Origin of the sequence: Rhodovulum sp. BSW8 (genome assembly GCF_003314725.1) — a bacterium.
GTDB classification, from domain to species: Bacteria; Pseudomonadota; Alphaproteobacteria; order Rhodobacterales; family Rhodobacteraceae; genus Rhodovulum; species Rhodovulum visakhapatnamense.
The window spans coordinates 113354-126049 of record NZ_QNVX01000044.1; the positions used below are offsets into that span (position 1 = coordinate 113354).

The 12696-nt window shown below is 67.8% G+C and carries 13 protein-coding genes; 11 read left to right on the plus strand and 2 right to left on the minus strand.

Annotated features, from left to right (window positions below):
- Positions 1–675: 675 nt before the first annotated feature.
- The 11 genes from DSD19_RS16540 (at position 676) to DSD19_RS16590 (ending at position 10432) form a co-directional block, all read left to right on the plus strand.
- The gene (locus DSD19_RS16540) at positions 676–1539 is read left to right on the plus strand and encodes a branched-chain amino acid aminotransferase (protein WP_075786662.1); all 864 of its coding nucleotides are present in this window, start codon (positions 676–678) and stop codon (positions 1537–1539) included.
- A 172-nt stretch (positions 1540–1711) separates the two neighbouring features.
- Entirely contained in the window at positions 1712–2167 is a 456-nt protein-coding gene (locus DSD19_RS16545) for a universal stress protein (RefSeq protein ID WP_113670404.1), read from the plus strand.
- Between the two features lie 112 nt (positions 2168–2279).
- Positions 2280–2846: a NifU family protein gene (locus tag DSD19_RS16550; protein WP_075786664.1), complete on the plus strand. Its 567-nt coding sequence runs from the start codon at positions 2280–2282 to the stop codon at positions 2844–2846.
- Complete coding sequence (tsaB, locus tag DSD19_RS16555; RefSeq protein WP_113670405.1) at positions 2846–3529, plus strand: tRNA (adenosine(37)-N6)-threonylcarbamoyltransferase complex dimerization subunit type 1 TsaB; 684 nt, start codon at positions 2846–2848, stop codon at positions 3527–3529. The genes DSD19_RS16550 and tsaB overlap by 1 nt, the downstream gene beginning before the upstream one ends.
- Positions 3529–3972 (plus strand): GNAT family N-acetyltransferase, encoded by a 444-nt coding sequence (locus DSD19_RS16560; RefSeq protein ID WP_113670406.1) that lies wholly within the window; start codon positions 3529–3531, stop codon positions 3970–3972. Before tsaB ends, DSD19_RS16560 begins: the two co-directional genes overlap by 1 nt.
- Positions 3973–4083: 111 nt before the next feature.
- Entirely contained in the window at positions 4084–5073 is a 990-nt protein-coding gene (locus DSD19_RS16565) for a BMP family protein (protein WP_075786667.1), read from the plus strand.
- Positions 5074–5078: 5 nt separating this feature from the next.
- Positions 5079–6638: an ABC transporter ATP-binding protein gene (locus DSD19_RS16570; RefSeq protein ID WP_113670407.1), complete on the plus strand. Its 1560-nt coding sequence runs from the start codon at positions 5079–5081 to the stop codon at positions 6636–6638.
- 1 nt (position 6639) lies between these two features.
- On the plus strand, positions 6640–7734 hold the full coding sequence (locus DSD19_RS16575; protein WP_113670408.1) for an ABC transporter permease: 1095 nt from the start codon (positions 6640–6642) through the stop codon (positions 7732–7734).
- Positions 7734–8699 (plus strand): ABC transporter permease, encoded by a 966-nt coding sequence (locus tag DSD19_RS16580; RefSeq protein ID WP_113670409.1) that lies wholly within the window; start codon positions 7734–7736, stop codon positions 8697–8699. The genes DSD19_RS16575 and DSD19_RS16580 overlap by 1 nt, the downstream gene beginning before the upstream one ends.
- Before the next feature lie 63 nt (positions 8700–8762).
- Positions 8763–9674 (plus strand): sulfite exporter TauE/SafE family protein, encoded by a 912-nt coding sequence (locus DSD19_RS16585; protein ID WP_113670410.1) that lies wholly within the window; start codon positions 8763–8765, stop codon positions 9672–9674.
- Positions 9674–10432 carry a TIGR02186 family protein gene (locus DSD19_RS16590; protein ID WP_075786672.1) on the plus strand — a complete coding sequence of 253 codons (759 nt, stop codon included), beginning with the start codon at positions 9674–9676 and terminating at the stop codon, positions 10430–10432. Before DSD19_RS16585 ends, DSD19_RS16590 begins: the two co-directional genes overlap by 1 nt.
- Here DSD19_RS16590 and DSD19_RS16595 read toward each other — a convergent pair whose 3' ends face one another.
- On the minus strand, positions 10433–11167 hold the full coding sequence (locus DSD19_RS16595; protein WP_113670411.1) for an SDR family oxidoreductase: 735 nt from the start codon (positions 11165–11167) through the stop codon (positions 10433–10435).
- The gene (locus DSD19_RS16600; RefSeq protein ID WP_165828161.1) at positions 11164–12696 is read right to left on the minus strand and encodes an ATP-dependent RecD-like DNA helicase; all 1533 of its coding nucleotides are present in this window, start codon (positions 12694–12696) and stop codon (positions 11164–11166) included. Before DSD19_RS16600 ends, DSD19_RS16595 begins: the two co-directional genes overlap by 4 nt.

The window sequence follows — 12696 nt, forward strand, 5'->3', positions numbered from 1 at the left end:
ATCGAAGGTGCCCCATGTCGCAGAAGCTCGCATCGGCCATGTCCATTTGAAGGTGGCCGATCTGGACCTTGGCATTACCTTCTGTTCGGGCCTGCCTAGGTTCGAGCTGCAAGAGCGCTACGGGTCCGGCTCTGCGTTTGGTTCCGCTGGCGGCGATCACCACCATATCGGCCTGAACGCCGGGGCCAGGCTTGGCGCGCCCCTGACGCCGGGCCATACCGGGCTTTCTTCACACCACGCCCCTCTATCCCGGCAGCAAGGGCCTTAGCGTCACGCCGGCCCGGGTGCTGGCCGCCGGCCTCCCGATCGACGGCGCGGCCGGTCACCGGGTCAGCGAGGCCATCTGCCTGGCCGATCCGGTCCCCATAGGCGAATTCACAAAACGGAAACGGGCCTGACACAAAATGGAATCGCTCGCCGCACAGGGTTGGGCGGTCGGGTTCCGCTACGGTACCGTTTATCCGGGGGCCGCCTCGTCATCCCCAAGTCCGGCGCATCCGCCCGTTGCGCCAGTGCCCGCGGACTGCGAGACCCGATCCGCCCCCGGCCGCCCCGCCGGGGGCGCGTCTTTTTATGGCCGGCGCGCGCCTGGCCGGATGGTGGCGATGCTCTGCGGTCTGGACGCTCCGGCAGCCCGGGTCTAGGGTGCGCGACGAATTTCCGAAGAGGTACGCCATGGCCACAGGCACGAATATTCGCACGTATTACAACGGGACCTGGCACCGGGGCGACATTCCGGTGATGTGCGCCGCCGATCACGGGTCCTGGCTGGGCACCACGGTCTTCGACGGAGCCCGCTATTTCGAGGGCATCGCCCCCGATCTTCAGGCCCATTGCGACCGGATCAACCGGTCGGCCGAAGCGCTGATGATCACCCCCACCATCGGCGGCGGCGAGATGGCCGAGATCGTTTGGGAAGGACTGAAGACCTACCCTGCCGATGCCGCCGTCTATATCCGGCCGATGTACTGGGCGCTTGAGGGCGACTCGCTGGGGGTCGCGCCGAAGCCAGGCGCCACCGGCTTTGCGATCTGCCTCGAGGAAATCCCGATGGCCGCACCGGGCAGCGCCACGACGATGACGACGACGCGCTTCCGCCGCCCGACGCTGGATTGTGCCGTGGTCAATGCCAAGGCGGGCTGCCTGTATCCCAACAACGCGCGGATGCTGGCCGAGGCGCGGGCCAAGGGGTTTGGCAATGCGCTGGTCGCGGATGCGCTGGGCAATGTCGCCGAGACCGCGACCGCGAATGTCTTCATCGTCAAGGATGGCGAATTCTTCACGCCCATCGCCAACGGCACCTTCCTCGCCGGGCTGACCCGCAAGCGGCATATCTCGAACCTGACGGCGGCGGGCTACACCGTGCATGAAACGGTGCTGAGCTTCGAGGATGTGCGCCAGGCGGACGAGGTGTTCCTGTCGGGCAACATGATGAAGGTGACGCCGGTCAAGGCCTTCGATGATGTGCAGTACGAGCACGGGCCTCTGACCGCGAAGGTGCGCGAGTTGTATTGGGACTGGGCGCATTCGGCCGCCTGAGCCCTGCCCCTGTGGGAGCGCGCATCTGCGCGGTTTCGCTATGGGTATTTGAGCCAAGAAGAAATCAGCAGGTCAGGCCCGTCCTCCGTGGACGGGCCTGCGGCAGGAGGGGGGAGTTGCCAGCGCGCGGCCGGTCGGTCATGCTGAGGCGCGGTTCCCGGAGGAGGCCCCGATGCGCAAGTTTCTGGTGGTGCTGGACGACAGCCGCGAATGTCTGAACGCGATGCGCTTTGCCGCGCTCCGGGCCGCGAAGACGGGCGGCGGGGTTCAGATCCTGTCGGTGATCGCGCCCGAGGAGTTCAACCACTGGATCGGCGTCGGCGATCTGATGCGCGAAGAGGCCCGCGAACGGATCGAGGCGCATTTCGAGGTCTTCGCCAAATGGATGCGCGACCGGCAGGGGATCGACCCCGAACTGGTGATCCGCGAGGGCGAGGCAGTGCCCGAGATCCTCGCGCAGATCCGGGAGGATTCCGAGATCGGCGTTCTGGTCCTGGGCGCGGGCACCGACAGCAAGGGGCCGGGGCCGCTTGTCACCCAGCTGACCCGCGGGGCGGGAAGCCTGCCGATCCCGGTGACGATCGTGCCCGGCGCGCTGTCGAAGGAACGGCTGGAAGCGGTGTGCTAGGCCCCCCCTCCGAGGCGCTCCAGAGGCCGCGCGAAGCGGCCCGAAGTTCCGCAAAAGTTGACAAATCGGCCTGTCGAGCGCATATCCGAGCGCAAAGCTAAGGAATAGGCACATGTTTATCCAGACCGAATCCACTCCGAACCCCGCCACGCTGAAGTTCCTGCCCGGCCAGGCGGTGCTGGAGGCGGGAACGGCGGACTTTCCCTCGGCCGAGACCTCCGGAACCTCGCCGCTTGCGGCACGGATCTTCGGCGTCGAGGGCGTGCGCGGGGTCTTTTTCGGCACCGATTTCGTGACCGTGACCAAGGCCGAGACGGTCGACTGGGATCATATCAAGCCCGCGATCCTCGGCGCGATCATGGAACATTTCCAGTCCGGCCAGCCGGTCATGACCGGCGAGAACGCCGAGGCGGGTCACGCCGAACATGACGGCCCCGATGGCGATATCGTGCGGCAGATCAAGCAGTTGCTCGATACGCGCGTGCGTCCGGCCGTGGCCCAGGATGGCGGCGACATCACCTTCCACGGCTTCGACCGGGGCGTTGTCTATCTGCACATGCAGGGCGCTTGCGCGGGCTGCCCGTCCTCGACCCTGACCCTCAAGATGGGCATCGAGAACCTGCTGCGGCACTACATCCCCGAGGTCACCGAGGTCCGTCCGGTCGCCGACGCGATGTGATGGGCCGCGCCCTCGCACCGATCCTCGGGTTCGACACCTCAGGTCCCTATTGTGCCGCAGCGCTGCTGCGGGACGGTGGTGTCGTGCTGTCCCGGCACCGGGACATGGCGCGCGGTCAGGCTGAGGCGCTGATGCCGCTTCTGGGCGAGATGCTGGCCGAGGCCGGGCTGGGCTGGTCCGATCTGGGCGGCATCGGCGTCGGTGTCGGCCCGGGCAATTTCACCGGCATCCGCGTATCGGTCGCCGCAGCGCGGGGGCTGGCGCTGGCCTCGGGCGTACCGGCCGTGGGCGTCTCGATGTTCGAGGTGCTGCGCCGCACCCAACCCGACCCGGCCCCCGATCTGCTGAGCCTCGAGGCGCCGCGCGGATTGGCCTATGTTCAGCCGCGATCCGGCGGCGTGCCGGGTGCGGCCCGGATGATCGCGCCCGACACCCCCGGCGAGGCGGCGACGCTGGACGCCGCGGGCGCCCGTCATGTCACGGGCTTTGCCGCCCGGCAGATCGGCACCGCACTCGGCATCGGCTGGACCGAGGCCGCGCCCGCCGAGATCGCCCCCCGGATCGCCCGCGCGGCCGCCGAAATTCTCGCGACCGGTGCGCTGCCGATGCGTCCGGCGCCGCTTTACGTCCGTCCCGCCGATGCCGCGCCGCCCGCCGATCCGCCGCCGGTGATCCTGCCGTGATGCCCGATGCAAGCCGGGCCCTGAGTTCCGGAGCGCTTGCCGATCTGCATGCGCGGTGCTTCACGACGCCCCGTCCCTGGAACGCGGCCGAGTTCGACGACCTGCTGGCCACGCCGGGGACCTTTCTCTGCGGCGACGCGCGAGGGTTCTCCATGGGCCGCGTCGCTGTCGGCGAGGCCGAGCTTCTGACCATTGCGGTCGCCCCCGAATGCCGACGGACGGGCCTCGGCCGCGCTAGGCTGGACGCGTTCGAGGCCGAAGCGCGCGCCCGCGGCGCGCAGGAAGCCTTTCTGGAGGTCGCGGTCGACAATGCGGCGGCCTGCGCGCTTTACACGGGCGCGGGGTTTGTGCTGGCCGGGCGGCGGCCGCGCTATTACGGTACGCCCGACGGCCGCCGCATCGACGCTTTGGTGATGCGCAAGGCCCTGCTGGCCAAGTCCTAAAATCCGGTTGACGCTCGCCCCGGCGGACGGCCTTAATCGGGGCGGGCAAACGGCCTCCCCGGGCGCGCAGGATCGCCCCCGAGGCCGGCCAACCAACCGGGAGAAATCTGGATGACGAACACGCAGAAGGTTCTGGGCGCCGCGGCCGTTCTGGCGCTGGCCGGAGGCACCGCGCTGGCCGACCCGGCCCTGATCTACGATCTTGGCGGCAAGTACGACAAATCCTTCAACGAGGCGGCGTTTACCGGCGCGGAACGCTGGAAGGCGGAAACCGGCGGCACCTATCGCGAGATCGAACTGCAATCCGAAGCCCAGCGCGAACAGGCGCTGCGCCGCTTTGCCGAGGCCGGGCTGAACCCGATCGCGATGACCGGCTTTGCCTTCAAGTCGGTTCTGGAAGAGGTCGCGGCCGATTATCCCGACACGAAATTCGAGATCATCGACGATCTGGTCGATGCGCCCAACGTGCGCTCGATTGTCTTTTCCGAACATGAGGGCAGCTATCTCGTTGGAATGATGGCCGCCATGGCGTCAAAATCGAACACCGTGGGGTTCGTCGGCGGCATGGACATCCCGCTGATCCGGAAATTCGCCTGCGGCTATGCCCAGGGCGCGAAGGCGGTCGACCCCGAGACGACGGTTCTGCAGAACATGACCGGCACCACCGCCGAGGCCTGGGCCGATCCGGTCAAGGGCAGCGAACTGGCCCGGGCCCAGATCGGCCAGGGGGCCGACGTGATCTTTGCCGCTGCGGGCACCACCGGGCTTGGGGTGCTGCAGGCCGCGGCCGATGAGGGGATCCTGTCGATCGGGGTCGACAGCAACCAGAACCACCTGCATCCGGGGCAGGTTCTGACCTCGATGGTCAAGGGCGTCGATGTCGCCGTCTACAATGCGTTCAAAGCGGGCGACGCGCTGGAAACCGGCATGTTCCGGCTGGGGCTGGCCGAGGACGGCGTCGGATATGCCATGGACGACAACAACAAGGATCTGGTGACGCCGGACATGATCGACGCGGTCGAAGCCGCCAAGGCCAGGATCATTTCGGGCGAGATCGAGGTGCATGACTACATGTCCGACAATACCTGCCCGGTGAAGTGACCGGCATGGCGGCGGACGCCGGGACCGGCACATCATCGGCCCCGGCCATAGAATTGCGGTGCATTTCCAAGGCGTTCGGGCCGGTCCGGGCGAACCGCGACATTTCGCTTGTGGTGCGGCGCGGCACGATCCACGGCATCGTCGGCGAGAACGGCGCGGGTAAGTCGACGCTGATGTCGATCCTTTACGGCTTCTACAAGGCCGATGCCGGCGAGATCCTGATCGGCGGGCGCCCGGTCCAGATCGGCGACAGCCAGGACGCGATCCGCGCGGGCATCGGCATGGTGTTCCAGCATTTCAAGCTGGTCGAGCCCTTCACCGTGCTGGAAAACGTGATCCTGGGCACCGAGGACGGGGCACTTCTGAAACCCTCGCTGGCCAAGGCGCGCGGCACACTGCGCCAGCTGGCGGCCGACTACGAGCTTGAGGTCGACCCCGACGCGCGGATCGAGGATCTGGGGGTCGGCATGCGCCAGCGGGTCGAGATCCTGAAGGCGCTGTATCGGCAGGCGGATATCCTGATCCTCGACGAACCGACCGGCGTGCTGACGCCCGCCGAGGCCGATCACCTGTTCCGGATATTGGAAAACCTCAAGTCTCAGGGCAAGACGATCATCCTCATCACCCACAAGCTGCGCGAGATCATGGCCGCGACCGATACGGTTTCTGTCATGCGGCGCGGGGAGATGACCGCCACCTTGCGGACCGCCGACACCAGCCCCGCCGAGCTGGCCGAGCTGATGGTCGGGCGAAAGGTCTTGTTGCGAATAGACAAGTCTCCGGCACGGCCGGGCCGCACGGTTCTTGAGATCGAAAATCTCTGCGTCACCGATGCGCAGGGCATCGCCCGGCTGTCCGACGTGTCGCTGAGCGTCCGGGCAGGCGAGATCCTCGGTATTGCCGGGGTGGCCGGAAACGGCCAGTCGCATCTTCTGGAGGTGCTGGGCGGCATGCGGCCCGCGACCGGCCATGTCCGGATCGACGGCAAGGAGCTTGACCTGTCGGGGCCAGGCTGCGACGGGCGGTCGCGCCGCGCGGCAGGCATCGCCCATGTGCCCGAGGACCGGCAGCGCGAGGGGCTGATCATGCCCTTCCATGCCTGGGAGGATTCGGTCTTCGGCTATCACTCCGACCCCGCTCTGCAGAGCGCGCCGGGCCTGATGGACAATGCCCGCATCCGCAGCCGTGCCGGGGACCAGATGGCGCGGTTCGACGTGCGCCCGCCCAATCCCGATCTGGCAGCACAAAGCTTTTCCGGCGGGAACCAGCAAAAGCTGGTGCTGGCGCGCGAAATCGAACGCAATCCCGATCTGTTGCTGGTCGGTCAGCCGACCCGCGGCGTCGATATCGGCGCCATCGAGTTCATCCACCGCCGCATCCTCGAGTTGCGCGACGCGGGCAAGGCGGTGCTGCTGGTCAGCGTCGAGCTGGACGAGATCCTGGGCCTTTCGGACCGGATCGCGGTCATGTGCGGCGGGCGGATCATGGGCGAGCGGCTGGCCTCGGACACCGACGAGACCGAACTGGGCCTGATGATGGCCGGAATGAAGGGAAAGGCCGCCTGAGATGAGCCAGATGCCGAAATGGGCCGATCTGGTCCTCATTCCGCTGATCAGCCTCATCGTCGCGGCGCTGCTGTCGGCGCTGGTGATCCTCGGGATAGGCGAGGACCCCGTCGCGGCCGTCAAGATGATGGTCACCGGCGCGCTCGGCTCGACCTATGCCTGGGGCTATACGCTTTACTACGCGACCAATTTCATCTTCACCGGGCTTGCGGTCTCGGTCGCCTTCCATGCGCGGCTGTTCAATATCGGCGGCGAGGGGCAGGCGACGCTGGGCGGGCTGGGCGTCGCGCTGGTCTGCCTTGCGCTGCCCTGGCCGCATTGGGCACTGGCACTGCCGGTGGCCGCCCTTGGCGCAGCACTGTTCGGCGCCGCCTGGGCCGCCATTCCGGCCTGGCTCCAGGCCAGGCGCGGCAGCCATATCGTCATCACCACGATCATGTTCAACTTCATCGCGGCCTCGCTGCTGAACTATCTGCTGGTCAACGTGCTGCGCCCGACGGGATCGATGGACCCCTCGACCGCGCGGTTCGCAGACGGCACCCATCTGCCCACGCTGCATGACCTGCTGGCCCCCCTTGGCATCGCCTTCTCGAAAGCCGCGCCCGCCAATATCAGCTTTCTGCTGGCGCTGGCGGCCTGTGTCGCGGTCTGGATGCTGATCTGGCGAAGCCGCCTTGGCTATGAAATCCGCGCGCTCGGCCATTCCGAACCGGCCGCGATCTATGCCGGTATCCGGCCCGTGCGCACGGTGATGTGGGCGATGCTGATCTCGGGCGCGCTGGCCGGGCTGATGGCCGTCAATACCGTGATGGGCGAGGCCGAGCGGCTGGTGCTGAACTCGGTCGAGGGGGCGGGCTTCATCGGTATCGCCGTCGCGCTGATGGGCCGGAACCACCCCGTCGGCGTCTTTCTCGCCGCGATCCTGTTCGGCTTTCTCTATCAGGGCGGGGCCGAGCTGGCGCTTTGGACCGACATCCCGCGCGAGCTGATCGTGGTGATTCAGGCACTGGTGATCCTGTTTACCGGCGCGCTTGACAACATGGTGCGGATGCCGCTGGAACGACTGTTTCTCGCGCTCCGGAAAGGGCCCGCGTGATGGATTTTCCGACGCTGCTGCAGGTGCTCGATTCCACCGTCCGGCTGGCCACGCCGCTGCTGTTGGCGTGCCTTGCCGGGCTGTTCTCGGAACGCTCAGGCATCTACGACATCGGGCTCGAGGGCAAGATGCTGGCCGCGGCCTTCTGTTCGGCCGCGACGGCGGCGGTGACGGGCTCGGTCTGGCTGGGGCTTCTGGCCGGGATCGGCGGCTCGATGCTGCTGGCCGGGCTGCATGGGCTGTCGGCCATCACCTTCCGGGGCAACCAGCTGATTTCGGGGGTCGCCATCAACTTCCTGGCGGCCGGGCTGACCGTGGTGCTGGCCCAGGACTGGTTCCATCAGGGCGGGCGCACGCCCTCGCTGCTGGGCGGTGCGCGGTTCGAGGCCATTACCCTGCCCTTCGCCGAGACGCTGCGCCCGGTTCCGGTGCTGGGCCCTGTCTATGCCGAACTGATCTCTGGTCACACGCTGCTCGTTTATGTCGCCGCCCTGCTGGTTCCGGCCAGCTGGTGGGTGCTCTACCGGACGCGCTTCGGGCTCAGACTGCGCGCGGTCGGCGAAAACCCCGAGGCGGTCGATACGGCAGGCGTCTCGGTCCAGGCCACGCGCTATGCGGCGGTGGCGATCTGCGGGCTTCTGTGCGGGCTGGCGGGGGCCTATCTGGCGACCGCGCTGCAGGCGGGCTTTTCCAGGGACATGACCGCCGGGCGGGGTTATATCGCGCTGGCAGCTTTGATCTTTGCGAAATGGCGGCCGTGGCAGGCGCTGGGCGCGACGCTTCTTTTCGGGCTGCTGCAGGCCATTGCGCTGCGCTATCAGAACATCGAGCTTGGCGGGGTCGGCCTGCCGGTGCAGGTGATGGATGCGCTGCCCTATATCCTGACCGTGGTGATCCTCGCGGGCTTCGTCGGACGCGCAATCCCTCCCCGCGCAGGCGGCGAGCCCTATGTGAAAGAGCGGTAAAATCTGACCCCGCCGGGCCGCGCATCCTTGCCAGGACCGGGAGAGGCGCTTTAGGGACCGGTCATGCAGATCTACCTACCCATCGCCGAGGTTTCCGTGAACGCCTTCGTCCTGCTGGGACTGGGCGGGATCGTCGGCATCCTGTCGGGGATGTTCGGCGTCGGCGGAGGGTTCCTGCTGACGCCCCTGCTGTTCTTCATCGGCATCCCCCCGGCGGTCGCGGTGGCGACCCAGGCGGCGCAGATCGTCGCCTCGTCGATCTCGGGCGTGCTGGCGCATTTCCGGCGCAAGACGGTCGATCTGCGCATGGGAACGGTGCTGCTGGCGGGCGGCATGTGCGGCGCGGTGCTGGGGGTCTGGATCTTCAACCTGATGCGCGGCATCGGCCAGGTCGATCTGCTGGTCAAGCTCTGCTACGTGGTCTTCCTGGGCGTGATCGGCGCCCTGATGTTCGTCGAGAGCCTTGCCGCCATCAACCGCACGCGCAAGGGCGTCGTGCGCAAGCGCAAGCAGCGCACCTGGTTCGACGCCCTGCCCTTCAAGATGAAGTTCCGCACCTCGGGGCTGTACCTCTCGGCGATCCCGCCGCTGATCGTCGGCGCCTTCGTGGGCGTGCTGTCGGCGATCATGGGCGTCGGCGGCGGCTTCATCATGGTGCCCGCGATGATCTACCTCCTTGGCATGCCGACCAAGGTGGTGATCGGCACCTCGCTGTTCCAGATCATCTTCGTCAGCGGCTTTACGACGATCCTGCATGCCACGACCAACCACACCGTCGATCTGGGGCTGGCGCTTCTGTTGCTGATCGGGGGCGTGGTCGGGGCCCAGATCGGCACCGGCATCGGGCTGAGGATGAAGGCCGAACAGTTGCGCATCTGGCTGGCGATCCTGGTGCTGGCGGTCTGCGGCAAGCTGGCGCTCGATCTGCTGATCGAACCGGCCGAGCTTTATTCGATTGCCGAAAGGGTGCGCTGATGGCCTGGCGTCTGATCGTCGTGCTGTTGCTGGCCGCCCTGCCCGCCCGGGCCGAGCAGGTGGTGGCCGGTCTCAGCCAGACCCGGGTGTCGATCACCACCAATTTCGCGGGCTCCGAGATCCTGATCTTCGGCGCGGTCAAGCGCGACGCCCCCGCCCCCGCAGGCCCCCCGCTCGAGGTGGTGGTCACCGTCGCCGGGCCCTCGGCCCCCGCCACCGTGCGCAAGAAGGACCGCCGCGTCGGGATCTGGGTCAATACCGAATCCGTCCGGATCGCGGCAGCACCCAGCTTCTATGCAGTGGCGACGACCGCGCCGCTGGATCAGGCGCTGTCCCAGACCGAGGACCTGCGCCACAAGGTGTCGATCCCGCGCGCGATCCGGTCGGTGGGTGTCACCGAAGAGGCCCCCGAGGCGCAAAGCTTCATCGACGCGCTGATCCGCATCCGGTCCGAGACCGGGCTTTATCAGGAACTGCCCGGCGCGGTCGAGCTGGACGAACAGACCCTGTTCCGCACCTCGATCGCGCTGCCCTCGAACCTGACCGAGGGCGACTATGCCACCCGGATCTTCCTGACCCGGGGCGGTGACGTGGTGGACGCCTTCGAGACCACCATCGGCGTGCACAAGGTCGGGCTGGAACGCTGGACTTACCTGCTGGCCCACGAGCATCCGCTGGCCTATGCGATCCTGTCGCTCGGCATCGCCATCGCCGCGGGCTGGGGCGCCTCGGCCGCGTTCCGGATGATGAAAAGCTGATCAGCCGCGCCCGATATAGGGCATCGTCGTCGCCATCACCGTCATGAACTGAACATTGGCCTCGGGCGGCAGGTCGGCCATGTGCAGGACCGAGCGCGCGGCATGGGCGACATCCATCGTGGGCTGCACCGGCCGTCCTTCGGCCCGCGCGCGGTCGGTCAGATCCTCGACCAGCGCGGTGCGGGCATTGCCGATGTCGATCTGCCCGCAGGCGATCCCGAAAGGCCGCCCGTCGAGGCTGAGCGTCTTGGTCAGCCCGGTCACCGCATGTTTGGTGGTGGTGTAGCAGACCGAGCCCTCGCGCGGGACATGGGCCGAGAGCGAGCCGTTATTGACGATCCGCCCGCCCTGCGGGTCCTGCGCCCGCATCCGCGCGAAGGCCGCGCGCGCGGCCAGGAACATGCCGCCGACATTGACGGCCAGCACCTGCGCCCAGGCAGCCGGATCGATGTCGTCGATCGAACCCGAGGGGCCGAAGGTGCCGGCATTGTTGAACAGCACGTCCAGCCGCCCGGCCCAGACCATGAAGGCGTCGAAGGCGGTCTCGACCTCCCCGGCATCGGTCACGTCGGCAGGCAACGCCAGCGCACCCTCGTGTCCCGCCGCGATCTGATCCAGCAGATCGGCGCGGCGGGCCAGCAGCCCGACCCGCCAGCCATGGTCCAGAAACAGCTCGGCCGTGGCGCGGCCGATGCCGCTGCTGGCGCCGGTGATCAGGATCGTCCTTGCGGTCATGGGCGCGCCTCCTCGGCGGTCAGGGTCAGGGGGGCGGGCGCGGCCACCAGATCGTCGGCGGTCAGCGCCCGGGTCGGCCGCGCAAGCCGGTAGCGCGTGACCCAAAGCAGGCGCTCTTCGGCGCGGGTGATCGCGACATAGGCCAGCCGCTTCCAGAGAGGCTGGCCCGCCTCGACCCGACCCGCCCGGGCGGCCGCGTAAAGATCGGGGGCAAAGACCTGCACCGCGGGCCATTGAGAGCCCTGCGCCTTGTGGATCGTCACCGCCGCCCCGTGCAGGAAGGCCGCGCCCATGGTGGCGGCATAGGGGATGAAGGGTTCCTCCTCGTCCGGCAGCTCGATCTTGACGATCGAGGCCACCGACAGCCGCGGATCCTCGGCGCCGACCACATGCATGATCGAAAAGCCCGGCTTTCGCCCCGGCCCCACATAGATCACCTGCGCACCCTTGATCAGCCCGCGCGCCTCGAGGTCGATCCGTTTCTTGCGGTGTTTCAGCGGCAGCTCGATCCCGTCGCAGATCAGCGGCTCGCCCGGCAAAAGCGCGTCCTCGGGCGCGCCCTGAGCCTGGCGGAAGGCGTTGATCAGCCGGATGCGGGTGGCATTGCGCCAGACCAGCACCGGCGAGCGCGCCATCAGGTCGGAATCGACGCGGGGCGCCAGCTCGACCCGGGGGTCACGGGCGGCGGCCTGTTCGACCATCCGCTCGAACCGCTCGAAATCGACCTCGGGGTCGGCCAGCGCATGGGCCAGATCGAGGATCGGGTTGTCGTCCTGCTGGCGGTGGATGCGCTGCAGTTCCAGCGTCTGCGGCCCGGCCAGACGGTCGAACACCATCTTGCCCGACTGGTTGACCGGCGCAAGCTGCGCCGGATCACCGAAGAGGACGAGCGCGGGGAAAAGTTCGCGCAGGTCGTCGAACTGGCGTTCGTCGAGCATCGAGGCCTCGTCGACGAACCCGATGTCAAGCGGGTCTTCGCGCCGCTTCCAGCCCTTGATGAAATCGCTGCCCTTGAGCCCCGCCGCCGCCAGCGCCCCCGGCACCGAGGGCACCGCGGCATAGAAGGCCTGCGCCCGGTCGAGCGCGGCTTCGGTCAGCCCCTCGATCTCGGGGCGGTCGCCCTCGCCGGTCAGCCATTCGGCGATCTTCTCGTATTCGGGGTCGTAGACGGGCGTATAAATGATGCGGTGGATCGTGGTCGCGGGCACGCCGCGCTGGCGCAGCACGCTGGCAGCCTTGTTGGTCGGCGCCAGAACCGCCAGCGTCCGGCGGTCCTTGCGGCGCTTGCCCTCATAATCGCCCGAGACGATCTCGACCCCCGCCTCGACCGCGGCGCGCACCAGTTCGGCCAAGAGCAGCGTCTTGCCCGACCCCGCCTTGCCGGTGACCGCCAGAACGCCGGTCTTGCCCTCGCTCCGGGCGCAGAGGGTTGCGTCATCGAGATCGACGCCAAAGCCGCGCAGCATCCCTGCCACGCGGTCATGGGCTTCGGCCTGGTCCTCGGAAAAGCGCAGCGCGGGCACGGTCAT